This window comes from Lysinibacillus sp. G01H (genome assembly GCF_028872195.1).
GTDB classification, from domain to species: domain Bacteria; phylum Bacillota; class Bacilli; order Bacillales_A; family Planococcaceae; genus Lysinibacillus; species Lysinibacillus capsici.
On record NZ_CP118397.1, the window covers coordinates 1,413,033 to 1,438,255 of the forward strand.

A 25,223-nucleotide genomic window follows, 5' to 3' on the forward strand; every position below is an offset into this window, starting at 1 on the left:
GTTGCTAGAAACTCATTCGAATATTAATAGGATAAAGATAAGGTGATTCGGGTTGTTCGATTGTTACCCAATCATCAATATGGATAACAGGTAAGCTTGCACCCTCATATGTTGTTTGACTAATTGTACCGACCGCTTCAATCCATGTATCTTCTGTGAGTGTAGGAGCGTCCGAAAACTCTGTCAGAAAGCCAACGATACTGGCATCGGCGACACAATGCGTAATAAGAAACCTTGAAATCACTAGTTGCTTTTCTGTAAAACTTTCTTCTTTTAAAACAAAGCCCTTCAACTGTATTTTCTTCCCTAAATAGTTAGCCAAATGTTGATTAATTTCCTCGTAATAGATCGTATAGTCCTCATCAGTCATTTTCAGCATAGATTGTTGGGATAACTGTTGCTTTAATTTGTCATATTGCTTTTTTGTCATTTCCTGTTTTTCTTCCATCAGTCTGGGATCAGCATCATGCTCATCATAGATGTTTTCATCAATCGTTTCATTTGAAGTGAGGTAATCCTCAATTTTAGTTGATCGGTTTTGCTGAGTGAGAATAAATGCACCACCCTTTTTATCAGCGATGGATGCATCTAAAATTTTTGCTGGCACGAAGAAGCCTGTCATTATTGGTGTCATAATAATGAGGTAGGCTATTATTTTTTTTCGGGTAAAGGCTGTGTGACCATGATCGTGATGGGAGCAGCATGCTTGTCCCGTTTGATCACATGAATGGGGAACCTTTGAAAAAGATATAACTCTTGTCACTTGAACAAGAAATAGTATAAAAAATAAAATGGCGGCTGTTTTACTCAGCCCTTCATATTTAGGGTTGATAAATTTTGCTAGTTCTCCGGTCCAATGCAGGTTGGCAATCATAGCCGAAAAGGCGAGTAACATTAAGGCTCTTAGCGCTTGTTGAACGTGAAATTTCATGGTTTTCCCCCTTAGAGATACGCTGAAAGAATCCATATACTAATGTAGACAACTATAGCCACTAAGGCGATTAACCAAAAAACAAATTTTAAACGAAATACGCTCATCAACATAATGGTATTTTTCAAATCGATCATAGGGCCAAAAATAAGAAAGGCCAGAATGGATGGGGTGGAGAAAATGGCACTAAAGGATGCACCAATAAAGGCATCTGCCTCAGAGCAAAGTGACAGAATGAAGGCTAAGCCCATCATAACTAGAATGGAGGAGGGTTCACCTTCTCCAATGGCTACAAGTGTTTTGGTAGATACATAGGTTTGTACAAAGGCAGCTAAAAATGCCCCGATAATTAAGTATTTACCCATATCAAAAAATTCATCGATGGCATGTTTGACCATATTTAATAATTTGGTGAAGAAGGATATCTGTTGACTAGAGGTTGTTAATGAGTAGGGCTGTAAAGAGCTCTTAAATTGGGAGCCTTTAAAAAATAAACTGATAAGTAATGCTACTACAATAGCGATGACAAAGCCAACAAGCATTCGAAGGCTCGCTATTCTTAAATCATTTCCAAATGCCATATAAGTAGAAAGAATAACAACGGGATTAATAAGTGGACCAGTTAACATAAAGCCTATAGCTGCATGTATAGGTACACCTTTGACAATCAATCTTCTAACAATCGGAACAATCCCACATTCACAGGCTGGAAATAATGCACCTACAAGACAACTCATGATAACGGCCATCACAGGGTTTCGAGGAATCCACCTTTGGATATGTTCCTCTGTTATAAAAATCTGAATAAAGCCAGCAATCAGTATTCCAATTAAGACAAATGGTAATGCTTCAATTAAAATACTTAAAAATATCGTATTTAAATTGAGTAGAGAGGAACTAAGGTCGTTTAGTGCTGAAACATTGAATAACAGTAGTGGTAGCATGCCTATGAATAGAATGAAGAGCAACCAAAAATTCAATACATATTTGGAAAAATGGAGACGTTCCACATAGACCTCCTTAAAGTGTAATGGTTACGTTTTAATTTAAGATATGACATAGATGATATTGTTAGTACTTCAAAAAAGGAAAGAGAAAGTAAAAATTGATACCTACCATCTTTTTACTTTCCCTCTATATCGAATTATTTATGAGAATACTTAGTTCTATATTGTTTAGGGGTAATCCTAGAAAAATGTATCTTTTTAGCAAAGATTTTCCTTGTTCTTTTTATGAAGGGTGGTGTCATTCATCACTTCTCCAAATTGAAATAAGAGCCTATTCTTACTCTGATTATACAAATCATGGCTATTTTGTTTTCTACAGCTAGTGCGAAAGATAAGAAAAGATACTTTTGCAGAAATGTTGATTGGAGTAAAGCGGCTCAACGGACGCCCCCTGGAAAGGACGCTGGCGGAACGGAAATCAACCCCTCACCTTGCTAAAAGGTTTTTTCTGTTAGAGACATGAGCTTTTTTAACAACATGAAGAAGTCCAGTGAAACATTTTCACTGGATTTCTTTAGGTAATGAATTAATATGCTATAGGGTGAACTTTTTGAGCTCATTCATCAATGTATCCGTCATAGCTTGAAGCTCGTCTATTTTAGTACTAATTTTTTGTAAGGATAGTAGCTGCTCTTGCGTTGATGCCGATATTTCTTCTGTGCCAGCAGCCGTTTCTTCTGTAATAGCAGAAATATTTTCAATAGTACTATTTACTTGTTGGCTCATTTCATTCGTTTGTGCCATTTCTTTTGTGAGATTTTGTAAATCGCGATAGATATTTGTTATGTGCATGGTAATAACTGAGAATGATTGTTCTGTTTCTACCATGGATTGAGATTGCTCATTTGATAGCAGATAACCTCGTTCAACCGTAGTAAGGATGTGCGTAATGCCATCTTGAATATGCGAGACCATTGAGGTGATTAAATTCGTAGCATTCTCCGTTTCAGTAGAGAGCTTTTTAACCTCCTCGGCAACAATGGCAAACCCTTTGCCTGCTTCTCCAGCTCGTGCAGCCTCGATGGCAGCATTTAGGGCTAATAAATTTGTTTGGCTGGCAATCGTATGGACAGCATTGGCTGCGCCTTCAATTTCCGAAGTAAATTGAGAGAATTGAGTTACAGCTTCCTTAATATCAAGTGATGTCGTTGAAATATCCTTTGCAATGGAAGATTGTTTTTCTAATGAATATTGACCATTTTGAACAGCCTCCAGAGCTTGTTTGCCAGTGTCAGCCGATTGCTCACTTGTACGCATTACATCCTTAAATTGATCTGCCATAGTATTCATTTGGAGTGCCACTGATTGAATGTCTTCTGACATCGTATAGCTGCCTTTTGCTAATTCGTCGGTTGAGGTAGCGACTTGATTACTACTTTCATGAATATTGTTCATATGGCTCGTTACTTCTTGTGTAAACAAATTAACATCCTTTCCAATATAATCGATGGATTGTACGGTACTTTTTAAATTATTCATCATGTCTGCAAAGCTTTTTGTTAATTGATCAATCTCATATCGACTGTTAGCTTGATAGGAAAGGGTGGAGGTATCAATAGTTAAGTTTCCTGTTGCTGCGGCCTGTGCGCAATCTACAATCTGATTAATGGGTTTGGTAATTCTTTTCGCAGCCACATAGGAATAAAGTATCGTAGCAATAATTAATAGCACACTACCTATGATGGTAGTGGTTGTAATGAAACCTATTTTTTGCTTCGTTACTTGGATCATTTCTTGATACCATTCGTTTGTTTCTTTTTTGAGCAAATGCATATCGTTTAAAATTCCTTTAATTCGGATGGACTGCTTTTTAATTTCAGAGCGATTGTTTTCTTGAAACCCGCTTTCAGTCGCCTTTTCTAGATTTTCAAATTTACTAGCTATTTTTTCGACGATTTTCTGATGTTCAGGTAATTCGTTAGAGAGGCTAATGCCTCTAAATTACTTTTTGTTTCTTGTAAAATAGCGAGCGCTTCATTTTTATTGGCCTCACTATCTAAGTAGGTAAAATTATTTAAAGATTGACTGGCAACAACTAAGCTTTGCTCTAGTTCTTTTACTGCAAGTAAAAGTTTCGTATCATCCTGTGCTGTTGTTTGGATCGTAAATGTTTGTAGGATAATAAAGCCAATCATAGCCATAGCCAGTACGATTGGAATCAATGTGTTCATAAATAATTTCTTACGTAGTGTCACTGGTCATTCCCCTTTTCCGCAGTAACTTTTATCGTACCTGAAATAATGGCTTCTTTGGCTTTTTCGATGGCTGTCTGTTGCTCAGCTGTCAGTTGAATTACACGAATATCTGCTAGTCCCACACCTTGATCCGCTAAACCTAATGCAAAGGACTTTTCCGTAATTTTTCCATTTTCGACTAATGTCTTTGCAAGTTGATAGACGGCAAGGTCAACATTTTTAAGCATGGATGTGACAACTGTTTTTTCTGCAACAAAAAACTGATCGATATCAACACCCGCTGCATAGATCCCCATTTCCTCGGCCTTTTTTATCGCCCCAAAGCCAGTAAAGCCTGCTGCATGGTAGATAAAATCAACGTTATTTTTGATATACCTTTCTGCTATTGCTGCACCAGCCTGGGTATCGTCAAAGGTACCAGCATAATCACTCATAATTTCAATCGATGGCTCTACATAACGAGCTCCTTCGATAAAACCATTTTCAAAATGGTGGATAACAGGAGCATCTGCTCCACCAATGAAGCCAACTTTTCCTGTTTTGCTTGTCATAGCGGCAATCATCCCAACTAAAAAACTACCTTCTTGTTCTTTAAAAGTAATTGATATGATGTTGTCAATTTCAGATTGTCCGTCAATCAGTATAAATTGCTGAGAGGGATTTTGTTTCGCTGTCTTTTCTAGTGCTTCTTGCACAGAGAACCCGAGACCAATGATGATATCATATTTTTCTGCTACAAGCTCATTCAGCTTTTCCTCGTATTTACCATCAGGAGCCTCTTTGTAATCAAACAAAATACCTAGCTCATCGCGCGCCTTTTCTAAGCCTTTAAAAGCAGAATCATTAAATGATTCATCTCCTAGTCCTGCATCTGATAGTAAAATCCCTATCTTATATCCTTTCGTTGATGTTTCTGTCGGTGCTGAGGAACAGCCTGCTATCAACAGTGTGATCAAAAGAAAGCTAGTGATTAATTTCTTCAAATTATGTGTACCTCCTGTTGTGTATAAAATATATATCGGCAAAAACTTAATATTTTTAGTCTGATGTCAGACATCCGTAAAAATAAATTTTTTAGCATGTCTAAGAATAATGATTCATTTCTATATACATAATAAGTTAATAATATAAAGCAAGATTACTAATAAAAGGTTTCCGTAGCACTTCTTCTATGTACAGTACTATAAAAGCCTAACGAAAATAGCGTTAGGCTTTACTACATGTTCTAAACAGCGCCGAATAATTTTAATAAATTTATAATAATAATGCCAATTACCCCAAAGTCTGAATCGCCGAAGGTTGTGCCCTCATAACCAATGTCTCCCATAAAGATAAGGAGTATGGCTGGAATAAAGCTAATTAATAAACCATTGGCAAAGGCTCCGGACATCGCACCAATTCTACCACCAGTAGCATTTCCAAAGACACCCGCCGCAGCACCTGTGAAGAAATGTGGAACAAGACCTGGCACGATGACTTTTAGTCCGATGAAGGGGAGAATAAACATGGAAACCAGTCCTGCTATAAAACTAAAAATGAAACCAATAATAACGGCATTTGGTGCAAAAGGGAAGATGGTTGGACAATCAAGTGCTGGTTTTGTGTTTGGTACAAGTTTATCTGCAATGCCTTTGAAGGCTGGAATAATTTCAGCAATTAACATCCGTACACCTGCTAAAATAATATAAACACCTGCTGCAAATGTAATCGCTTGCATAATAGCGAAAATAATAAAATTAGAGCCTGCAGATAATTGAGTCTCAATATAGGAAGGGCCAGCGAAAAGGGCAACAATCACAAAGAACACACTCATTGTTAAAGAAATAGCAACGGAGGTATCTCGTAAAAAGCCTAATGATTTCGGAACCTGTATATCCTCTGTGGATTTCATTTTATTACCAAAGAGCTTACCAATCTTTGCTGAAACATAATAGCCAACACTGCCAAAGTGACCAACAGCAAAGTCGTCACTACCTGTTATTTGCCGAACTGTCGGCTGTAAAATGGCAGGGAACACGACCATACAAAGCCCAAGAATAATAGACCCGACAAGAATAAGAGGTGTACCACTCATCCCTCCAACTGACAATGAAGCAGCGATTAAACAAGCCATAAATAATGTATGATGTCCAGTTAAAAAGATATATTTTAATGGCGTAAATCGCGCAAATAGTAGATTCATAATCATACCAAATACCATGATTAATGCAGTAGCTGTACCAAAATTAGTCTGAGCAGCTGCCACGATGGCTTCATTGTTGGGAATGACTCCCTGTACTTGAAAGGCATGATCGAACATTTTACTAAAATGATCTAAAGAGCCAATTAAGACAGTGGCACCAGCTCCGAGGATGACAAAGCCCATTATCGTTTTTAATGTACCTGACAGAACAGTGGAACTTGATTTTTTTTGAATGAGTAAACCAATAAAAGCGAATAGGCCGACTAATATAGCTGGTGTTCCTAAAATGTCATGCATGATAACATCTAACATACCAACACCTCATCCTATCCAAATTTTTATGCTTAAAGCAACGGTTCAAGCTTTTCTTTTATTTCTGAAATACTCATCATATTAATGATGCTCACAATGATTCCTTTGTCTTTCGCTAATTCATTCACGATATCTGCTGCCCCTAAATAAATATCTGCTTTCTCCGCCTTGGCAGACGCTAAATCTGTATGCGTTACCTCTGCATCTTTCCCCAATACTTCTAATGCTTTTTTAACATTCAATTCTAAAATAAAGCTACTTCCTAAACCGCTTCCACACACGACTAAAATTTTCATTCTGTTGACTCCTTCGTCGTATATTGTTTGATTTTCTCCCATATCATGTCCGCATGTTGACAGGCGATTAGGTCATTAATCTGATCGGGTTCTTGTAAGACTAATGCCAAATCAGCCAACACCTGTAGATGTGAAGCATTGTCAATGGCAGCTAGCACAATCAGTAGGTAGACAGGCTGATTAGGGCTAAAAAAAACAGGCTTTTGTAATCGTAGCAAGCTTATGGCTAGTTCAAGAACCCCATCAGATGGCCGTGCATGAGGAATGGCTACTTTGGGTGTGATGACAACGTAAGGACCATAATGTTCAATAGATCGAATCATGGCTTCGACATAGCGCTGTTCAATTTTGTGTTGTTGTACTAATGGGCTAGCCGCTAAATGAATTGCTTCTTGCCATGATCGGACAAAGTTTGCAAGCTGTATACAATCTTTTGTCAACAGCTTGGTTAGCAAGGACAACCCTCCTTTCATAAAAATATCTTCCCATTCCATGTTATTACGACTGTATGTGGAATTATGTCATCGTAGAAGACATTTTTAATTGCTTTGCTATTTCATAAACCGACACTTTGACAAATTCATCCATTTTATGGTCTAAGCGCGTTTTCGGATAAATCAATTGAATTTTTCTATTCAGTGTTACATCATGTAGATCTTTCTTCATCAGTACACCTGATTTTAATTCTTCTTCTATTAAGGAAACAGATAGAAACGCCAAGTTTTTGCCAAAGGTCAGCATCTTTTTAATCGTGCTCACAGAATCTAGCTCAATTGTGTAAATAGAAGGCTGAAATGGGTCCATCCACTTTTCAATGAAGTGATTCGTGGAGCTAGAGGATGTATGCAACAATAGCTTGTACTTAAGAATATCTTCTTTGGTGATGTCGTTTTGTGCTGCTAGCTCGTGAGATGGGCTAAATGCCAATACAAGTGCATCTTCACCGATAGTTTCGTACTGAAGTAAAGGATTTTCCTGCTTAGTCTCCATGATGAGCCCGAAATCTAATTCTTGTAGTGCTACCTTTCTTTCAATTTCGGGTGCTGTTTTTACTTCTAGTGAAATGCGAATCTCAGGATAGGTCGTTGAAACTTGATGAATTAAATCTGGCATAAAAATATGGGCAGGTAAGCCACTCGCCCCAAGTCGTAATGAACCGATATGGCCTGCTAAAAGATTTTCAATAAAACGATCCATATCCTTTTGAAGTTGAACCATTTGACGAGCGTAATGATACACACCTTCGCCCGCTTCTGTTAAACGATATCCTCCTGCATTTGTTCGAAATAAACGAATACCGTATTCCTCCTCTATAGAGCGAATATGAAAGGATACGGTGGGGGCTGTAATGCCAAGTGCTTTGGCGACAGGGGCTAATTTTTTTAATTCTACAAGTAAGCAAAATGCCTGTAATTTACTATTGTTCATTTTATCCTCCTAAAGGAAATTAGAAAAAATCTTGTATTTGCTTTAGTTTATTAGATTTTTTTTAACGTGTTATTAATAGTAGATTAATATTTTCTAAATATCTGGAATTTATAGTTGTAAGTAACGAGGAGGATACTTATGAAAATCTCATTAAAAAATATCGAGAAAAAATATGGGCAGTTTCAAGCATTATGGCCGATTGATGTGGAGTTAGATCAGCAATTTATTACGATCCTTGGACAATCAGGCTGTGGAAAAACAACCTTATTAAAGTTGATGGCTGGTCTTGAACAACCAACAAAAGGAGAAATTCGATTTGATGACACCGTCATTTATTCTTCGGCGTCTCGTAAAAATGTCAAACCAAATAAGCGTAATATTGCCATGGTTTTTCAAGATTTTGCTCTATGGCCACATATGACCATCTTCCAAAATATTTCCTTTGGCTTAAAGGGCATTATTCCAAAATCAGCTATTCCTGAACGAGTCGAGCATGTGATGCGATTGGTAAAAATGCAAGGCTATGAGCAACGAAAGCCAGGTGAATTATCGGGTGGACAACAGCAACGAGTGGCATTAGCAAGAGCTTTAGCAACCAAACCGCAATTGATTTTATTTGATGAGCCTTTATCTGCTCTTGATGCTGTTCTAAGAGAGCAAATGCAAGATGAAATTATGCACCTCATTCATGAGCTTAATTGCCAAGCCATTTTCGTAACACATGATCAAACAGAGGCTATGACAATGTCTGATCAAATTATCGTTATGGAGGCAGGAAGAATTGCTCAAATTGGCTCGCCTGAGGAAATTTATCGTGCTCCGGCAACGCCCTATGTGGCAGATTTTATTGGCAAAGTGAATTGGCTTCACAATCGACAATCAATTGTGCGACCTGAAGGTGTTTCGAGAGTATCGCGTCCTGGGACGATTGCCAAACAAGCGCAGATTGTGAAAAGTACATTTGTTGGCGATCGTTATTTAGTACAAGCACAGGTAGAAGGACAGTCTTGGAGCTTTTATGAGAAGCAGCCATTAGAGCATGGAAAAAGATTGCAAGTTTTTATTGATGAAAAACAAATCTATCAATTGGAGGGTTTACATTGAAGAAACGACATTTTAAATTATGGGCAACTGCTGGCATTTTATTGACCTTAGCATTAGCTGGCTGTGGTAATAAAGAGGCAAAAGAGACGAATGAAGCAAGTGCAAAGACACAGGAGGAGGAGAAAGTACTGACAGTGTATTCTGCTGGGCCAGATGGTTTAGCTGCAAATATTCAGCAAGCATTTGAAGAAAAAACAGGGATTAAAGTGGAAATGTTTCAAGGAACTACGGGTAAAATTCTCTCTCGTTTAGAAGCGGAAAAAAATAATCCTGTAGCTGACATTGTTGTACTTGCCTCTGTTGCCTCAATGGATGGGTTAAAAGCAACAGATCAATTGCAAAGCTACGAAGAGGCTAAAAACAAGGACAAAATCAACAGTGATTGGTCGGATCAAGATGGATATTTTTATGGCTACAGTGCCTCTGCTTTAGGGATTGCCTATAATACGAAAAATACGACACAGGCGCCTACGGATTGGTCTGATTTAGCAAAAGCTGATTGGCATAATAAAATTAATATTCCCGATCCAAGTCTGTCAGGCTCTGCTGTTGATTTCTTATTTGGTTACACAGCAGCAGAAAAAACAGCTTGGAGCACGATTGATAGTTGGAAGAAAAATGGCTTACAAGTCAATGGTGCGAATAAAGAAGCCTTGGATGCGGTTATTACAGGCGAGAAAAATGCCACGATTGCAGGTGTAGATTATATGGCTTATAAAGCAAAAGCAGACGGTGAGCCAGTGGAAATTATCTATCCGACGAGTGGGACAGTGGTTAGTCCAAGAGCAGTAGGTATTTTAAAGGATGCGCAACATGTAGAATCTGCGCAAGCCTATGTTGATTTTTTATTGTCAGATGAAGGGCAAAAGCTAGTAGCAGATGCTTACTTATTACCAGGGAATAAAGATATTGCTGTGAAAAATCGTGCAGCATTAGATGAGATTCCACAGTTAACAGTTGATTGGATGGGTGCGGAAGCGAAACAGCTGGAAGTACTAACAAAGTTTACGGATTTATTTCGTTAAATAAAGGGAGGTTGATATACCTCCTTCTAGTTTTCAGAGAGAAGGGTTGAAATCGTCATGATAATGGAAGGAAGACGAGCTTTTGGATTTTTACTGACAATTGTCATCATATTTGCTATCGCTCCGTTGATGGCCATTTTATTTTATACCTTTATAAAAGAGGGACATGTTGATATATCACAGTTTAGTCGATTGTTTGCACATGATAGACTATGGAAAACGCTTGGAAATTCGATGGTTTTAGGGGTTTTCGTGATAATTGGGACAACAATTATCGCATTACCTATGGCTTTCATTCGCACGAAAACAAGTTTATATCAATATGAATGGCTTGATATTGTGTTAACGATTCCATTTATGACACCTCCCTATATTGGTTCAATGGGCTGGATTTTGTTTATGCAGCACAATGGTTTTTTACAGCAGCTTATTCCAAGTGCTGCTTGGATGACAGATTCCTTCTTTTCCTTATTTGGCATGGTAGTGATCATGAGTCTACACCTGTTTCCGTTTTTGTATTTAATGCTGAAAAATACATTGCTTCGCATAAATGGTTCATTTCTAGATGCAACGCTGATTTTTGGGCGAAGCTCTTGGCAAAATTGGCTAAAGGTTGTGTTACCCCTTTTACTTTCAAGCTATGTTTTGGGAAGTCTGCTTATTTTTATTAAGACGCTTGCTGAATTTGGAACGCCAGCTACATTCGGCAGTCGGATTGGGTTTCAAGTGTTTACAACCGAAATTCATTCCTATTTATCAAGATGGCCAGTCGATATTCGCATGGCAACCTCGCTATCCTTATTCTTATTGTCTGTTTGCTTAGTCATTTGGTATTTCCAGAATCTCATTGGACGCAAGTATACATATGGTGTGCTATCAGGAAAAACGCCTGCTAGACGTGAGATCAAAGATAAATGGTATATAAAAACAGCTTCGTGGACTTTTGTAGGGCTTGTCCTATTATTATCGATCGGCATTCCTTATTTCTCTATTATCGTGACCTCTTTGCAAAAGGTTCGGGGAGATGGTTTACAGGCAGGGAATTTCAGTTTGGCTTCTTATCAAGAGGTTTTCACCAGTGGAAGTGCAGGATTGACAGCATTTTTAAATAGCATCGTTTTTTCTATCATGACAGCCTTGATAACCGCCATAATAGGTTTATTCATCGCTCTTTATATTAAAAAAGGAGAAACTAGAAAGCAGCAAATATTAGACTTCTTTAGTTTAATGCCTAATATTATTCCGGGGATTGTCTTTGTTGTAGGTTTAATTATGTTTTGGAATGCTCCTTGGCTTCCCGCAACAATTTATAACACAAAGGCAATGGTAGTAGTCACATACTGTGTACTGTTTTTACCTTATTCGGTGCAGTATATAAAATCTTCTTTTTCACAATTAGATGCCTCTATTTTTCAATCAGCTGCTATTTTTGGGCGTAGTAACATTGCGGTTTACCGTCGTATCATCCTACCACTTTTGATGCAGGGTATTTTAACAGGAATGATGATGACTTTTATTATATCAATGCGAGAGCTTGTAGCTGGCCTTTTAATTTTGCCACCATCCGTAGAGACTGGGGCAACCTTTATCTATAGCCAATTTGAGCAAGGTAATGTAGGAGTTGGAATGGCAGTAGCTGTTATAACCGTCCTTATGACTGTCATTTTTATGTTGCTATTGGGTTGGCTGCAAAAACGAGGAGGGCAGGCAAATGCTTAGTGTTGAAATTTTAGGTGGTGTAGGCGAATATGGGCGCAATTGTTTTTATATTGAAAATCAGAGACAGGCCATTTTATTGGATTGTGGCATTATGAAAAATACACAAAAAACGCCACCAAATATTACATCTAATCATATTGAAAAGCTAGCTGCTGTCTTTATTTCTCATTCACATATTGATCATGTGGGGGCATTGCCATTACTAAAGAACATGGGCTATACCGGACCGATACTAATGAGTCATACAACTGCTCAGCAGCTTCCACTGCCTATTCCACAAATCCGAACTTTCTATCCAGATACGATTGGAAAATGGATAGAGGTCAATGAATATCTTGCCTTTCAATGGGGATATAGTGGGCATTTAATTGGAAGCGTGTGGTACAAAATTCGTTTCTTTGAGGAAATGATTTTTTTCTCTGGTGATTATGTAGTCGATTCGTATTTATTAAAGGCGACCTTGCCAGAGGGGGATGGAACGGTTTATGATGTAGCGCTTATTGATAGTGGACATGCGGAAAAATGCATTCGAAATCTTGAGGTGTTACAGCAAATGGCTATGTATGTAAAGGCTCATCCCAATCATTCATTTATATTCCCCTCCTCTTTTTCGGGCAAAACAGTCGATATTATGACGTATCTTTCCGAACATACAACTCGAGCAATTAGGGTAGATGCCAAGCTACAACCTTTATTGGCGTATTATGATGAAGAACATGAAAATATTTGGCCGAATAAAGTGATGCTTTTAGAACGACTCAAGCAAAAACAGGACAGTGATCATGTACTGTATTTTGTCTCAGAGCAGGATGAGGCTCAAGTGGAGGCGCTTGCAAAGGAGTATCCTACAGCAATTTTTGTTCATACAGGCTATTCTCGTCATGCATACAATTCAGCTAGTTTAAAGCATTTCTCTGAGGAGTTCTTTTATAAAACACATCCAGACTATTGGGATATAGTGGCACTGTCGCAGAGACTTCGTGCACGACAAACGATCTATTTTCACAGTACACATACAAATTTAACAACCACATTTCCGAAGGAGGAATTAAAGCGTGACTAAACTAAAAAAATGGGCATTTTATCTGTGTGTCTTGGGCTTGATGTTGATTAGTATGATGAGTGTGAATACAACACAAGCGCAAGCAGCCATTGTGCCAGGCCATGAAATTAAATTCAATATTAAACCTGAGATTTTTAAGGAATCAACTATTGTCCAGGTTTTTCAAGCAACTAAAAAGGATGATGTAAAAGTTTATTTTTATGATACGCTTGACCAATCGTTTCTTCTTAATGATTATATACATCGCTTACGTGTCTATAAGGGCAGTAATAAAATGGATATAACCTACAAAAAGCGTTTTTTAAACACACCCTTAAGTGAAGCAATAGCAGAAACAATGAATCATGGTTTTACTGGTTCTGAATCAAATTATAAGTTTGAGCTAGATATTAAGGGAGACCATCGTACATTTACGATTAGCCGGAAGGAATCCTTGAAGACATCAGCTGAGGTCTCTTATGATTCAGTTCCTACAAATGTTGCGAAAAAACTCATTCTTGAAAATGCGCCAAAGAAAATTGTAAATTGGAATTCTGAAGCATGGTATAAAAATACGTTGTCTCAAGTTGTCGTATATGGGCCTGCTAATGCTATGACCTATAAAGGAAGCTTTTTAGGACATGAAGCGGATATAGAGATGTGGCAGTACAAAGGAGACATTATGGTTGAACTTTCTACGAAGGTAGATGATGTGGCTCAAGCAGCTACTATAGAAAAGCAATGGTATGAGCAACTATTATCCACTGGCTATTTAAGCGCGGATCAACGAGGTAAAACGGCATTTGTTATGGATAAATGAATAGGACAATAATGATTTCGCCTCATATAGAAATGAGGCGAAATTTTTCTTTGGCAACAGAGAGATTAAAAAAGTAGGTCCATGTTTGTTCTAACTTTGATAATTTCGCTTACACTTACTATAGGACGAACTTTGGGTGATATGAGGGGGAAATAACATAGCGAAAAAAATGGGCATTGTTACACTACTACTTTTCGGTGTTTACGTGCTTTGTATGTACTGGTATATATTCCACAGCGGTGGTGGTAAAATACCAAGTGCCTTACAAGGAACGGCGGCAGATCCCGTGATGTTTATGTCTGGCAAGGAGCTTTTTTTAAGTGGTGAATATTCAAAAATACGGAACTTTGTATTCTTTGTAGCCACACCTTTAGAATGGCTTATCTACTTCTTGATTTTACTATTGGGCGTATCTCGTTATTTTGAAAAAGTGACGACCTCCCAAACGAAGTGGAAGCTGTTGCAAAATGCAGGTTACTTATTCTTATTATCTTTATTGCTCTATATTGTGCTATTCCCGCTTGATTATTATCGCTATCATCTTAGCAAAAGCTATGGCATTAGTACACAAGCATTTGCATCTTGGATGAAAGATGGTGTCATTGATTTTTGGGTGAATTTTGGCACTAGCTTGATTATTGTTACAGTGATTTATTGGCTCATTAAAAAGAGCGAAAAAAGATGGTGGCTCTATGCTTGGCTTTTAACTATCCCTTTTACAATCTTTGTGATGTTCATTCAGCCTGTTGTCATTGATCCTTTGTACAATGATTTTTATCCACTAAAAAATAAAGAGCTGGAAACAAAGATACTTACACTTGCTACACAGGCCAATATTCCGGCAGAGCATGTTTATGAGGTCAACATGGCAGAAAAGACCAATGCCTTAAATGCTTATGTGACAGGAATTGGGAGCAATTCGAGAATTGTGCTATGGGATACTACATTAAATAGACTAACGGACAATGAAATTTTATTTATCATGGCACATGAAATGGGACATTATGTAGAGAAGCATATTTATTTTGGCATTGCAGGCTATTTATTCTTAATGTTAATAGGGCTATGGCTAACAGCGAAAATTATGCGTCGCTTGATTTCACGATATGGACAGGTTTTAAAAATTAATAAAATCAGTAGCATTCGTTCCTATCCATTATTTTTACTCATTACTTCTATTTTACTATTTGCTTCCAATCCAGTATCCAATTTTATATCGAGATATCAGGAAACGAGAGCCGATCAATATGCGATTAACCTTATGAATGATCGAGAAGCGGCTGTAACAGCATTTCAAAAGCTAACGATTTCAGGCTTAAGTGAAGTGAACCCACCACTTTTAGTGAAGTGGTTCCGTTATACACATCCACCGATGCTTGAGCGAATCTATAAAGTTGCGGATACCGGGGAACTTAAACAAAATATGCCTTTAAAGGAAGAACAGAAGAAAAAGTAAGAGGATAGGTTTTTCAGGAGAGTAAATTGGGTAGTCTATGACAAAGATGTATCAAAATTTGGTCGTTGATTGATAGGGGATAGCAATATGCGAAATGTGATTATAATTACACTTTCTTCCATTTTAGTGGCCTTTGCCTATAATTATTTATTGATTCCCCATGAAATTTTGAGTGGTGGGTTGAGTGGTATTGCCATCATGCTTGGGATTATTACCCCTTTGAATACAGGCGTGTTAAATTTACTGCTTAACCTGCCTTTACTGATTTTAGGTGTGATGAAGCTCGGCAAGCGATTTATTAGCTACACCATTCTTTCTGTGGCTGTGTTGTCAGTGAGTTTATATATTATTCCAATACACAAAACGACACAAGAGCCGATCCTAGCGTCCTTATTTGGCGGTGTTATTGTAGGGTTTGCAATGGGCATGATTTTCCGAGCAGCTGGCTCCTCAGGGGGCTTTGATATTATTGCTATGCTACTTAGCCGGAAACGTGATTTTCCGCTCGGTACGTTAATTGCCGCTATGAATGGAATCGTAGTGGCTGCTTCTGGCTTTGTCTTTAGCTGGGATGCGGCGTTGTTAACCCTTGTGTCCATTTATGCAACTGGAAAAGTAGTGGATACAATTCATACGAGCCATATTAAATTAACCCTGATGATTATTACGAGTAAAGGAGACGAGGTCAAACAGCAGCTATTAGAAAAGCTACATCGAGGGGTAACGATTATCGATGCAAAGGGAGCGTATTCAGGCGAGGGTAGGAAAGTATTAATTACTGTTATTACGCGTTACCAACTAGCTGATGTGAAAAGCACGATTAAGGAAACTGATCCAAAGTCGTTTGTGAATATTTTACAGACGACGGAAGTAATCGGGATGTTTGATCGTGGTACAACTAAATAATGCTATTCTCTACACACGTTTTAGGTTATACTTACCATAATCGAACGTGTGTTTTTATTTGGGGAAGGGGAACGTAAAGATGGAAAAAGAAATAATTCATGCTTACTGTATACAGCTTCATGGAACAACGTATGACTACCAAGAGGAGTGGCAAGCAGATCGCTATCATATCGGTGGAAAAATGTATGCCATGCTTGGAGGAAATAGAACAGGTAAACCTGTTCTTACATTGAAATGTGAGCCTTCTCGAGCGGAGGAATTACGAGAAGCCTATGCAAGCATTATACCTGGTTACTATATGAATAAAACCCATTGGAATTCCATTTATATGGATGCTGAGGATGTCCCGATGGATTTGGTAGAGAATCTTATCCAACATTCCTATGAGCTTGTTTTCAATAAACTAACGAAGAAAGCACAGCAGGAAATTCAATTGATTGGCAATGCATCAAACAAGTAATGAATAGCGCATTTACCTTTTTGGCAAATGCGCTAATGACTAATTATAACCACGCTCACCATAAGGCTTTAGTGTCTCAAGCCATTTTTGCTCCAGCTTTTCGAGTTCTTTTTTTTCATCGAAATAGCCTTCTTCTTTTTTCTTTAAATATTCAACGATTTCCACCTCAAAAGCTTCTTGACCATATAAATTGTAATCTGCCTGAAGCTCCTTGTTCGTATGTGTATTGGTTTTTAGCATAAATTGAAAGCCATTTAAACGCTTTAAATTATTAAAGCTCCCCACAAAAACTTTGCCTGTTTGTGTATTGGTCATTGTAAAGACGCCAGCTTCAATTTTCATCTCTTTATACATTTCTTTTAACTCTTTTTTATGATCCATTATTATTAACCTACTTTCTTATTTTTTTACCCAATAGGCACTGCCATCTGCTTTCCGGTCAAGAAAACCGTATTCAATTAAGTAACGACGTATATGAACATAGTCTTCATACATCGGTTTAATCACTTCATTTAATTCTTTTTCAGTATAATGCTTTTCCTCGTCAAAAAGATTTGCAATTGCACGCAGTACTACAATTTTCTGTTTTTCGCGCTTTGGAAAGCGTACCAGTTCCTTGCCAACACCGTTTGGAAATAGCTTCTCTAATAATTGCTGTTCTTCCGTGAGGGTTACGTTATAGCGATCGTCAACCATAGTAGCTGTTTTATGAATAGGCACAAATGGTTCCTCCTTCTGATCTTGTTCTTTTAGTAACTCCATCATCACCATCAATGTTTTAGCTTGGCGTTCCTTTTCCTTTAAAGCAAAACGGTGATGGCGAATCGTTGTGGCGCTGCCAATCTCTAATTCTTCTTTTATCTCTTGATCTGATTTTCCCTCATAAAATAAGCGTAAAATATGACTTTGATGTTCTGTTAAGCCTGTCATTTTTTTATTGAGACCGTTTAAATAATGAAAAACAGAATGGTGAGCCAATGTAATATGGTGTTGCATCATTTTCTCTGCTTCATATAATAAGCCCTCTTGAGGATAAATAATGCCTTTTTCTACTTTTTCACCGCATAGTAGGCAGGTGAAGTGTGTCGCTTGATCGATATATCCCTTTTTAAGATCATCGATAGGAGCTTGCCAAAATAATTCATTTACATCCATTGCAACCCCTCCTTGGTAAAACAAACGAATTTTAAATTTGTTTGTTATTTAATATTTAAAATAACAAATTGTTTGTTATAATGCAATAAAAAACACATCGTATACTAAACGATGTGTAAAATTGTTGGCTCATATTTAGTTATATTTTCTCTTAAATAAGATCATAGATGCTAGAGAAAGAACTACAATTGTGCAGGCAATCACAATTAGACTTGTTGTGGAGCTAAGTATATGTCCATTTAGTTCATAAACAATGCCATAATTCATTTTATAATCCTCCACATAAGAAACGGGCACACCATCAAAAACATTTGCAATAGAGCTCTCCATAAATGCATTGCGTAATAATAGTGTTGTATGGCTAATTGGGAAGTACATGATTACATGTTGTGCAAAGCTTGGTAGAGCTCCAAGAGGTACATAAACACCACATAAAAATCCAAGTAATGTACCAACAATTGTGCCGAGTGTTGAGAAAGCATTTTGGGTCGACACAAATAACGAAAGAAATAAATTAAAAACACTCGCAAGCAAGACAGATAAAAACAATATGCTCATTACCTGAACAAAATCTCCGAAACTTAGTAGCTTACCTCCCGTTGTGACAATAAAGATTTCACAGCCGATGAGCGCGATAAAGGAAAAAATACAGCCGATAATAAATGCATTGAACACATAGCTCAACTGAATGGTTGCACGAGAAAGGGGAGCTGTTAAAAAGTCGGCTTGTACCTTGGATTCTTGGTCTTTAACAGCGATACCATAGGCACCAAGAGTAGTCGAAACAGCAATCATGGAGAGTAAGCCTGCTACTAGCCATTCATTGACCATGGTGATCAATCCAGGTGTAGCTTCTGTTAGTTGTTCAATGGCATCTACCTGCATTTTTTGGAGAAAAACAGCGTACAGCACAATGACAATAATGACTGACAGTAGGGAGAAGAACACCTGTGTTTTATCCCGTCTAAAAATTTTGTTATTACGCAGAACTAAACTAAATAATGCTTCCACTATGCAACCTCCTCCTCTGCCATAATATGAAGAAAGACATCGTCCATTGATCCTTTAATGACTTCAAAGGAGGCGATAAGTGGCTCAGCTTTTTTTAAAAGGGGAAGTGCTTGTAAGGTAGAAGATAAACGGATGGTGTATATCCCTTGATTCTCTGTGTAGGAGATTGCATTTTCCTCAAGAAACTTTACACCCTCCTGTGCATTTTGAAAAACGAGAGCCATTGAATCATAGGCATATTTTGTTTTTAGTGCATCGGGCGTTCCCTGTGCGACAATTTTTCCTTTCTTTATGACAGTGACTTGGTGAGCGACTGCCGCTTCCTCCATATAATGGGTCGTTAAAAAAACAGTCATATTGGTTTCCAGTTGAAGCTGCTTAATTGCCTGCCAAACAAATTGACGTGTTTGTGGATCTAAACCCGTTGTAGGTTCATCCAGAAATAAAATACTTGGACGATGAATCAGTGCCCGAGCAATATCTGCTCGCCTTTTTTGTCCACCTGATAATGTTCCATATTTTTTCTTTTCAATATCCTCTAAATGCAAATAGGTGGAAACAAATTGATAGTTATCGGTAAGCTGTGTTTTCGATAAACCATATGTTTTCCCTCGATGGAGGATATTTTCACGTACAGTTAAGCGCTCATCTAATAGACTTTGCTGGAAAACGACACCAATAGATTTACGGATATCCGCGTTATCATTGCTTGCGTCGAGTGTGAAACCATTAATAGTTACTTGACCACTCGATTTTTTTAGTAAAGTACAAAGTATTTCAATCGTTGTAGATTTACCTGCACCGTTTTCACCTAAAAAAGCGAATAAGGTGCCTTGTTCGACTGTAAAAGAAATGCCTTTGACAGCTTGCTGTTTTCCATATTGTTTACATAAATTTTCAACTTTTATCGCAAACGTCATAAGTGTTTAATCCCTTCTCTTTTGAATTTCTTTATTGATTTTTTCAATATCATTTAATTGAAAAACATATAGAATACACCAAACAATCAAGTAAATAATGGCTTCCGCAATAAGTACATACCATACACCTGAATCAAACCAACTACCAAAATAGCCTGCTGTTAATACACATGCTGTCACCGCTACTAAGTGTAGAAGAATCTGAACTGTAAAAGGCAATTGCTCCATATCAAAAATGACGGATAGCAAACCAATGGCAATACCAAGAATGGCCGCGATAACAATTTGCTCCAATAATTCTGTTCCTGACGCCACCGCATTATTTGATAGGAGGCTAAACGTCACTAAGACATAAGAAGAGCTAAGGGAAATGAGTAGACCGATAATCATCATACGTAAATACTTCATGCTATGAATCCCTCCCAATACCTAAGTGTCTCTTTAATTCTTTTAAATATTTTCGGCTGACATGAATGGCTACGTCATTTTCAAGTAATAGCTGTGTAGTGCCGATTTTGCCCATTTGAATAGAGGATATTTTATGGATATTGACGAGTGTAGACTTACTCACGCGCACAAAATCTTTGGCTAGCTGAGCCTCAAGCTCATATAATTTTCGCTTGGACTCAAACTCTTGCTCATCTGTCTGTAAAAATACTTTGGCATCCTCTGCGTAAATGGAATAAATATCGGAAATTTTTAAGAGATGAATTTCTTGTTGGTCATACCCATCTAGCATCGTAGTTTGGGATGTTTGAAGCTGTCTCATCAATCTTTCAATTTGCTCATTATATTCCTTGACATGAATATGAACCTCAGTTTCCTCGAGCTCATGATTGATGGTTAAATGAATTTTCATAGGAGGCCTCCTTAAAAACGCTGAATCAGGTATTACTAATGTAGCATAGAAAATTTTAGCAAGGATAAATTGTTCGATAAGAGGTTTTATTTGTTGGATAACAGGTTCTTTTTCAACGATAGCAAACAGCTCAAAAGTCGGTCCAGTAGAAAAAGCGGTTTATAAAGGTCATAATAGGCTTATCGAGTTGAAGGGGTTGCTACCATGTTTATTTTTGATAAGCATATGTTCATCACATTATGCATTGGTTTAATAGGTGCTGTAGTTTTTCAATTTTTCCATATACCGATGCCTTGGCTGTTAGGAGCGATTACAGCGGTGCTCATCGTGCAGCTATCCACCAATGTCCAATTAAAATGGCATCATTCTTTCCGCAATTTTGGTTTAGTCGTAGCGGGTTATTCTATCGGCTATGCCTTTACACCAGAAGCTGTACAGGACATCAAGCTTTTCTTAGGAAGCATGGTCGTGTTAAATATCATATTTATTTTATTATTTTTTGCGGTAAGTTTCCTTGTTGCCAAGCGTACAGATTTGGATTTTGCGACTGCCTTAACGTGCTGTGTTCCTGGGGGGATGTCACAGGTTGTGGCATTTGCGGAAGAGCAACAAGAGATGGATATGGTGGTCATCACTTTCTTTCAAATCCTCCGCGTTCTTTTAATCGTTGGCTTTGTTCCTTTAATGGTGGCAGGAGCAGGTGGCAACAGTTCTATGATTGATGGAACATACACATGGAACCTTGTTGGCATACTTGTGGTATGTGGTTGCGCAGGGTGGCTAGCACAAAAGCTAAAAATTCCAACAGGCTATATGCTAGGCCCAGTGTTTTTACTAATGGGCGTTAATATGGCAGGGATAGAAGTACCAAAAATACCATTATCACTTCTGCATATTGCTCAACTCATGCTAGGAATTTATATCGGATTATTATTGAAAAAAGAGGATTTACATTTATCGAAGAAGCATATCTTTTATGCGTTTGTTTCAGCGGGCATTTTTATAGGGGCAGCCTATGGTTTAACATTTGTGATGGCAGCGTTGTACAGCCTTGATTTTAGGACAAGCTTTTTAAGTATTGTTCCTGGTGGTCTTGATCAAATGGGGATTATTGCCGCTTCGGTCCATGCAAATGTCACGATTGTCACGGCCTTTCAGCTTTTTCGTGTACTAGTTGTCTCGATTTTCCTGGTGCCTGTGGTAAAAATGTTTGTGAAAAAAGTGAAAACATGAGGGGGGCTACGAATCAATCTCTTATGTTTTTCTTTGTGCGAATTTCGATCAAATAGAACTTTTGAATAATGATAAACGAACGTTAAAATTTCCCTTTCCAAATAATCCGAATAATGTTATGATAGCCATAACTACTATGAACGGAGGTGAGAAGGAATGAATAAAAACGCTACGAAAACATGTGTAAAAGTGGATACGGCTATGTATTTTGCACGTGTGATTACTTTCGATTTTGCGAACAACGGGATAGGTCTGTCCATTTTTAAGCAAAATCAAATAACAAACGTAGCGAATTAACCATTCTTTTTCACACATTTAATTGAGAAGAGGACTGCTTGTTAATGAGCAGTCTTTTTTGTGTTCTAAAGATGTTTTCGCACGTTTCATTGGAGGAAAAAACGATGCAAATGAAAGCTGAACAAATCCAAAAAATTATGGGTGGAAATATATTATTCGAGAACTTACAGCTAGAGGTAAATAGTGGCGAACACGTGGCGATTGTTGGTGTAAATGGCAGTGGTAAAACGACTTTATTACAACTGCTTGCAGGGGTAGAGATACCTGACAAGGGACGAATAATTAAAAGTAAAGAAGCGACGATTGGCTATTTACATCAGATTCCACATTATCCACTACATGCTGTGAAAGAAGTGCTGGAGGAAGCATTTGCGGATATTTATGCAATAAAGGCAAAAATGACGGCACTTGAGCAAGAGATGCAGTCGACGGTCACGGATAAAATATTACTGCAATATGGACAATTGCAGGAGCAATTTATGCTATTAGGGGGCTATGAAGTAGATGCGCAGCTGGCAATGATTGCAAATGGACTGGGTATTTCAGATATGCTAGCGCAGCCATTTAGTAGTTTAAGTGGTGGGGAAAAAACAAAGGTTATGCTTGGACAAATTTTATTGAAAAAGCCCTCTATTTTGTTATTGGATGAACCAACTAACCATCTGGATATGCAAGCCATTGAGTGGCTTGAACATTATGTGCGAAACTTTGAGGGGATTGTCATTGTCGTATCCCATGATCGTCAATTCATGAATCAAGTAGCCCATAAGATTATTGAAATTGAGGATGGGGAGGCTTTTACGTATAACGGCCATTATGATGCTTTTATAGCACAAAAAGAAGCAAAAATTGAGCAACAGTTTGCAAATTATGAAGAGCAGCAAAAGAAAATTAAAAAGATGCAAGAAACAATTAAACGATTAAAGCAGTGGGCAAATGAGGCGAATCCACCAAACGCATCGATGCATCGACGTGCTAAGAGTATGGAAAAAGCATTAGCACGTATCGAGCGAGTAAAGAAGCCCCTCACTAAAAAGAAAATGAATTTAGCGTTAACGATGGCTGAACGCAGTGGTAAAGAGGTTGTGCTATTGCAAGCCATTGATCATGGCTTTGATAAGCCTTTATTGAAGGACAGCAATCTAGCTATTTATTTTGGCGAAAGATTAGCAATTGTTGGGGGCAATGGTAGTGGAAAATCTACATTATTAAAAATGATGTTAGGGGAAATCATTCCTAATCAGGGAATGTGTCAGATTGGAAGCAATGTGAAATTTGGCTACCTTTCCCAGCAATTTGAACATCCAAATCCTGCTATTCGATTAATCGATGCCTTTCGTGAAAGTGTCGCCGTGTCTGAGGCGGAAGCTCGCCATATACTCGCACGATTTTTGTTCTATGGCTATGATGTTTTTAAAAAAGTGAAGGACTTAAGTGGTGGAGAAAAAATGCGTCTTCGTTTAGCACAATTAATGCATGAGGATATCAATGTCTTAATCTTAGATGAGCCAACGAACCATTTAGATATTGAAGCAAGAGAAGTATTGGAAGAGACACTAGAATCCTTTGAAGGCACGATTATTGGAGTTTCACATGACCGCTATTTCTTACAGAAAATTTTTACGAAAACAGCGTGGATTGAAAACCAGGCTATTCAGGTTTTTGAGGGAGATTATGAGTGGGCTAGAGAAAAACGACAGGAACTTGCAATGAAAACGATTGAAAAACAACCAGCCCATAAAACGCAGCCACCTAAAAAAGAATTACCGATTGAACAGCAAATTGAAAAATTAGAGACAAAACTACAACAACCATCGCTTGCTAAAGAACAGCGGCAGAAGCTTGAACTTCAATTAGAAAATTTATATGAAAGATGGTTAGAAGGAGGCACAGAGCATGTTTAATTTAGAACGCATTATGCAGCTTGATATAGAGTATGTGAAGAGTTTCAGTAAAGTGGAGGTTTGTAGGGAGGGGATCTTATTTTATAATCAGGCTATCCCATCCTATTATGATGCAAATCATGCACAGATTTGGAGAAAGATTGAACAACCTGATTTATTTTTACAAGACATCAAAGATTTCTACCAATCAAAGTCTCTGATTCCGCGGATTTATTTATATAATCTGGAAGAAAATCAGCTATGTATAGAGGCATTAGAGATGCATGGCTTTCAATATGAGCATTTTGTCAATGAAATTCAATATTGGGACGGTGAATATGCGATACTTCCACCTAACCCTGCCATTCAAATTGAGCGTGTAACGGATGCAAATATGGAGGAAGCATTAGCAGTAGAAATGAGTATTTCTGCATTTGGGGAGCCTTCATTAATAAAAAAGGCATTTGAGCAAACCTATCATTCGTCACATTTTACGTATTATCTACTAAGACTAGATGGGGTGGCGTGCTGCTCAGCAACTATTTTTGTGTCAGGAAATCAAGGAAGGATTGAAAGTGTAGCAACCACTGAAAGCTATCGTGGTCGTGGTTTAATTGGCTATATGCTGCAGTATATCCAACAGCAATCAGTCAAGCTGGGATTGGACGATCTTTGGATATTACCGATTAGTGAACAGGTTGCCAAAGTCTATGAAAAGGCAAATTTTAAATCAGTTGGCTCCATAGCATCGATTCATGCGTTTACAGAAGGGAAGAGCATTCAAGACATCCGCCAACAGGCTTAAATAGCTACACATAAAGCTCGCCAAATTCCTCAGGTCTCAGTTAACAGCATTGTTTATCCATTGTCATCTATCGCTTTGATATGAATTTGCGAGATGCAACTATACATGGCTTAGTTGGAGCAGGTGGATAGGTGTTAAAGGATAAGTAGGAATAAATGAAAACTAGTAAAATCCTGA

Annotated in this window: 27 protein-coding genes; 12 read left to right on the forward strand and 15 right to left on the reverse strand. The window is 37.9% G+C overall.

What is annotated here, in order from left to right; all coding sequences use genetic code 11:
• Nucleotides 1-4: 4 nt before the first annotated feature.
• From PSR12_RS06830 to PSR12_RS06870, 9 genes are all read right to left on the reverse strand, one after another.
• The gene (locus PSR12_RS06830) at nucleotides 5-931 is read right to left on the reverse strand and encodes a TIGR03943 family putative permease subunit (protein WP_257521427.1); all 927 of its coding nucleotides are present in this window, start codon (nucleotides 929-931) and stop codon (nucleotides 5-7) included.
• 11 nt (nucleotides 932-942) lie between these two features.
• Entirely contained in the window at nucleotides 943-1,941 is a 999-nt protein-coding gene (locus tag PSR12_RS06835; protein ID WP_257521428.1) for a permease, read from the reverse strand.
• Nucleotides 1,942-2,472: 531 nt separating this feature from the next.
• Complete coding sequence (locus tag PSR12_RS06840; RefSeq protein WP_274772223.1) at nucleotides 2,473-3,711, reverse strand: methyl-accepting chemotaxis protein; 1,239 nt, start codon at nucleotides 3,709-3,711, stop codon at nucleotides 2,473-2,475.
• A 107-nt stretch (nucleotides 3,712-3,818) separates the two neighbouring features.
• Nucleotides 3,819-4,133, reverse strand: coding sequence for a hypothetical protein (locus PSR12_RS06845; RefSeq protein ID WP_274772225.1), 315 nt, complete (start codon nucleotides 4,131-4,133; stop codon nucleotides 3,819-3,821).
• Nucleotides 4,130-5,116, reverse strand: a complete 987-nt coding sequence (locus PSR12_RS06850; RefSeq protein WP_257521430.1) for a BMP family lipoprotein — start codon at nucleotides 5,114-5,116, stop codon at nucleotides 4,130-4,132. Before PSR12_RS06850 ends, PSR12_RS06845 begins: the two co-directional genes overlap by 4 nt.
• 242 nt (nucleotides 5,117-5,358) lie before the next feature.
• Nucleotides 5,359-6,627 carry a PTS ascorbate transporter subunit IIC gene (locus PSR12_RS06855; RefSeq protein ID WP_263082363.1) on the reverse strand — a complete coding sequence of 423 codons (1,269 nt, stop codon included), beginning with the start codon at nucleotides 6,625-6,627 and terminating at the stop codon, nucleotides 5,359-5,361.
• Between the two features lie 32 nt (nucleotides 6,628-6,659).
• Entirely contained in the window at nucleotides 6,660-6,923 is a 264-nt protein-coding gene (locus PSR12_RS06860) for a PTS sugar transporter subunit IIB (RefSeq protein WP_257521431.1), read from the reverse strand.
• Nucleotides 6,920-7,378 carry a PTS sugar transporter subunit IIA gene (locus PSR12_RS06865; RefSeq protein WP_274772229.1) on the reverse strand — a complete coding sequence of 153 codons (459 nt, stop codon included), beginning with the start codon at nucleotides 7,376-7,378 and terminating at the stop codon, nucleotides 6,920-6,922. Before PSR12_RS06865 ends, PSR12_RS06860 begins: the two co-directional genes overlap by 4 nt.
• 61 nt (nucleotides 7,379-7,439) lie before the next feature.
• Nucleotides 7,440-8,351, reverse strand: a complete 912-nt coding sequence (locus tag PSR12_RS06870) for a LysR family transcriptional regulator (RefSeq protein WP_221680566.1) — start codon at nucleotides 8,349-8,351, stop codon at nucleotides 7,440-7,442.
• Between the two features lie 138 nt (nucleotides 8,352-8,489).
• Between PSR12_RS06870 and PSR12_RS06875 the strand changes: the two genes are divergently transcribed.
• The 8 genes from PSR12_RS06875 to PSR12_RS06910 all read left to right on the forward strand — a co-directional run bounded on the left by PSR12_RS06875 (nucleotide 8,490) and on the right by PSR12_RS06910 (nucleotide 16,883).
• Nucleotides 8,490-9,455 (forward strand): ABC transporter ATP-binding protein, encoded by a 966-nt coding sequence (locus PSR12_RS06875; RefSeq protein ID WP_274772231.1) that lies wholly within the window; start codon nucleotides 8,490-8,492, stop codon nucleotides 9,453-9,455.
• Nucleotides 9,452-10,480 carry an ABC transporter substrate-binding protein gene (locus PSR12_RS06880; protein WP_221680568.1) on the forward strand — a complete coding sequence of 343 codons (1,029 nt, stop codon included), beginning with the start codon at nucleotides 9,452-9,454 and terminating at the stop codon, nucleotides 10,478-10,480. Before PSR12_RS06875 ends, PSR12_RS06880 begins: the two co-directional genes overlap by 4 nt.
• Nucleotides 10,481-10,537: 57 nt before the next feature.
• The gene (locus PSR12_RS06885; protein ID WP_221680569.1) at nucleotides 10,538-12,199 is read left to right on the forward strand and encodes an ABC transporter permease; all 1,662 of its coding nucleotides are present in this window, start codon (nucleotides 10,538-10,540) and stop codon (nucleotides 12,197-12,199) included.
• Nucleotides 12,192-13,262: an MBL fold metallo-hydrolase gene (locus PSR12_RS06890; RefSeq protein WP_257521434.1), complete on the forward strand. Its 1,071-nt coding sequence runs from the start codon at nucleotides 12,192-12,194 to the stop codon at nucleotides 13,260-13,262. Before PSR12_RS06885 ends, PSR12_RS06890 begins: the two co-directional genes overlap by 8 nt.
• Entirely contained in the window at nucleotides 13,255-14,061 is an 807-nt protein-coding gene (locus tag PSR12_RS06895; RefSeq protein WP_257521435.1) for a hypothetical protein, read from the forward strand. The genes PSR12_RS06890 and PSR12_RS06895 overlap by 8 nt, the downstream gene beginning before the upstream one ends.
• Nucleotides 14,062-14,218: 157 nt before the next feature.
• Complete coding sequence (locus PSR12_RS06900; RefSeq protein ID WP_306832325.1) at nucleotides 14,219-15,517, forward strand: M48 family metallopeptidase; 1,299 nt, start codon at nucleotides 14,219-14,221, stop codon at nucleotides 15,515-15,517.
• An 87-nt stretch (nucleotides 15,518-15,604) separates the two neighbouring features.
• A complete protein-coding gene (locus tag PSR12_RS06905) occupies nucleotides 15,605-16,423 on the forward strand; it encodes a YitT family protein (RefSeq protein ID WP_257521437.1) in 819 nt (272 codons plus the stop codon).
• A 79-nt stretch (nucleotides 16,424-16,502) separates the two neighbouring features.
• Complete coding sequence (locus PSR12_RS06910) at nucleotides 16,503-16,883, forward strand: MmcQ/YjbR family DNA-binding protein (RefSeq protein WP_221680574.1); 381 nt, start codon at nucleotides 16,503-16,505, stop codon at nucleotides 16,881-16,883.
• A 39-nt stretch (nucleotides 16,884-16,922) separates the two neighbouring features.
• On the opposite strand, the gene PSR12_RS06915 is transcribed toward PSR12_RS06910, so the two are convergent.
• From PSR12_RS06915 to PSR12_RS06940, 6 genes are all read right to left on the reverse strand, one after another.
• Complete coding sequence (locus PSR12_RS06915; RefSeq protein ID WP_221680575.1) at nucleotides 16,923-17,264, reverse strand: GIY-YIG nuclease family protein; 342 nt, start codon at nucleotides 17,262-17,264, stop codon at nucleotides 16,923-16,925.
• Between the two features lie 18 nt (nucleotides 17,265-17,282).
• On the reverse strand, nucleotides 17,283-18,038 hold the full coding sequence (locus tag PSR12_RS06920; RefSeq protein WP_221680576.1) for a DUF2087 domain-containing protein: 756 nt from the start codon (nucleotides 18,036-18,038) through the stop codon (nucleotides 17,283-17,285).
• A 135-nt stretch (nucleotides 18,039-18,173) separates the two neighbouring features.
• Nucleotides 18,174-19,049 carry an ABC transporter permease gene (locus PSR12_RS06925; protein WP_274772237.1) on the reverse strand — a complete coding sequence of 292 codons (876 nt, stop codon included), beginning with the start codon at nucleotides 19,047-19,049 and terminating at the stop codon, nucleotides 18,174-18,176.
• Nucleotides 19,049-19,969, reverse strand: coding sequence for an ABC transporter ATP-binding protein (locus PSR12_RS06930; protein ID WP_274772240.1), 921 nt, complete (start codon nucleotides 19,967-19,969; stop codon nucleotides 19,049-19,051). The genes PSR12_RS06925 and PSR12_RS06930 overlap by 1 nt, the downstream gene beginning before the upstream one ends.
• 6 nt (nucleotides 19,970-19,975) lie before the next feature.
• Nucleotides 19,976-20,377 (reverse strand): DUF3021 domain-containing protein, encoded by a 402-nt coding sequence (locus PSR12_RS06935; RefSeq protein ID WP_221680579.1) that lies wholly within the window; start codon nucleotides 20,375-20,377, stop codon nucleotides 19,976-19,978.
• A gap of 1 nt (nucleotide 20,378) precedes the next feature.
• Nucleotides 20,379-20,828, reverse strand: a complete 450-nt coding sequence (locus tag PSR12_RS06940) for a LytTR family DNA-binding domain-containing protein (RefSeq protein ID WP_221680580.1) — start codon at nucleotides 20,826-20,828, stop codon at nucleotides 20,379-20,381.
• Between the two features lie 204 nt (nucleotides 20,829-21,032).
• On the opposite strand from PSR12_RS06940, the gene PSR12_RS06945 reads away from it, so the two are divergent.
• The 4 genes from PSR12_RS06945 (at nucleotide 21,033) to PSR12_RS06960 (ending at nucleotide 25,046) form a co-directional block, all read left to right on the forward strand.
• Nucleotides 21,033-22,061, forward strand: a complete 1,029-nt coding sequence (locus tag PSR12_RS06945) for an AbrB family transcriptional regulator (protein WP_274772242.1) — start codon at nucleotides 21,033-21,035, stop codon at nucleotides 22,059-22,061.
• 156 nt (nucleotides 22,062-22,217) lie between these two features.
• Nucleotides 22,218-22,358, forward strand: coding sequence for an RAxF-45 family protein (locus PSR12_RS06950; RefSeq protein WP_004232534.1), 141 nt, complete (start codon nucleotides 22,218-22,220; stop codon nucleotides 22,356-22,358).
• Nucleotides 22,359-22,462: 104 nt separating this feature from the next.
• Complete coding sequence (gene abc-f, locus PSR12_RS06955) at nucleotides 22,463-24,262, forward strand: ribosomal protection-like ABC-F family protein (protein ID WP_274772246.1); 1,800 nt, start codon at nucleotides 22,463-22,465, stop codon at nucleotides 24,260-24,262.
• The gene (locus tag PSR12_RS06960) at nucleotides 24,255-25,046 is read left to right on the forward strand and encodes a GNAT family N-acetyltransferase (protein ID WP_274772248.1); all 792 of its coding nucleotides are present in this window, start codon (nucleotides 24,255-24,257) and stop codon (nucleotides 25,044-25,046) included. The genes abc-f and PSR12_RS06960 overlap by 8 nt, the downstream gene beginning before the upstream one ends.
• Nucleotides 25,047-25,223: the final 177 nt, after the last annotated feature.

Coding starts and splice junctions, on each gene's coding strand:
- PSR12_RS06935 (WP_221680579.1), bottom strand. CDS start 20,377: ATGAAGTATTTACGTATGATGATTATCGGTCTACTCATTTCCCTTAGC.
- PSR12_RS06910 (WP_221680574.1), top strand. CDS start 16,503: ATGGAAAAAGAAATAATTCATGCTTACTGTATACAGCTTCATGGAACA.
- PSR12_RS06875 (WP_274772231.1), top strand. CDS start 8,490: ATGAAAATCTCATTAAAAAATATCGAGAAAAAATATGGGCAGTTTCAA.
- PSR12_RS06890 (WP_257521434.1), top strand. CDS start 12,192: ATGCTTAGTGTTGAAATTTTAGGTGGTGTAGGCGAATATGGGCGCAAT.
- PSR12_RS06855 (WP_263082363.1), bottom strand. CDS start 6,627: ATGTTAGATGTTATCATGCATGACATTTTAGGAACACCAGCTATATTA.
- PSR12_RS06930 (WP_274772240.1), bottom strand. CDS start 19,969: ATGACGTTTGCGATAAAAGTTGAAAATTTATGTAAACAATATGGAAAA.
- PSR12_RS06960 (WP_274772248.1), top strand. CDS start 24,255: ATGTTTAATTTAGAACGCATTATGCAGCTTGATATAGAGTATGTGAAG.
- PSR12_RS06915 (WP_221680575.1), bottom strand. CDS start 17,264: ATGGATCATAAAAAAGAGTTAAAAGAAATGTATAAAGAGATGAAAATT.
- abc-f (WP_274772246.1), top strand. CDS start 22,463: ATGCAAATGAAAGCTGAACAAATCCAAAAAATTATGGGTGGAAATATA.
- PSR12_RS06840 (WP_274772223.1), bottom strand. CDS start 3,711: ATGCATTTGCTCAAAAAAGAAACAAACGAATGGTATCAAGAAATGATC.
- PSR12_RS06885 (WP_221680569.1), top strand. CDS start 10,538: ATGATAATGGAAGGAAGACGAGCTTTTGGATTTTTACTGACAATTGTC.
- PSR12_RS06830 (WP_257521427.1), bottom strand. CDS start 931: ATGAAATTTCACGTTCAACAAGCGCTAAGAGCCTTAATGTTACTCGCC.
- PSR12_RS06940 (WP_221680580.1), bottom strand. CDS start 20,828: ATGAAAATTCATTTAACCATCAATCATGAGCTCGAGGAAACTGAGGTT.
- PSR12_RS06860 (WP_257521431.1), bottom strand. CDS start 6,923: ATGAAAATTTTAGTCGTGTGTGGAAGCGGTTTAGGAAGTAGCTTTATT.
- PSR12_RS06905 (WP_257521437.1), top strand. CDS start 15,605: ATGCGAAATGTGATTATAATTACACTTTCTTCCATTTTAGTGGCCTTT.
- PSR12_RS06870 (WP_221680566.1), bottom strand. CDS start 8,351: ATGAACAATAGTAAATTACAGGCATTTTGCTTACTTGTAGAATTAAAA.
- PSR12_RS06945 (WP_274772242.1), top strand. CDS start 21,033: ATGTTTATTTTTGATAAGCATATGTTCATCACATTATGCATTGGTTTA.
- PSR12_RS06920 (WP_221680576.1), bottom strand. CDS start 18,038: ATGGATGTAAATGAATTATTTTGGCAAGCTCCTATCGATGATCTTAAA.
- PSR12_RS06950 (WP_004232534.1), top strand. CDS start 22,218: ATGAATAAAAACGCTACGAAAACATGTGTAAAAGTGGATACGGCTATG.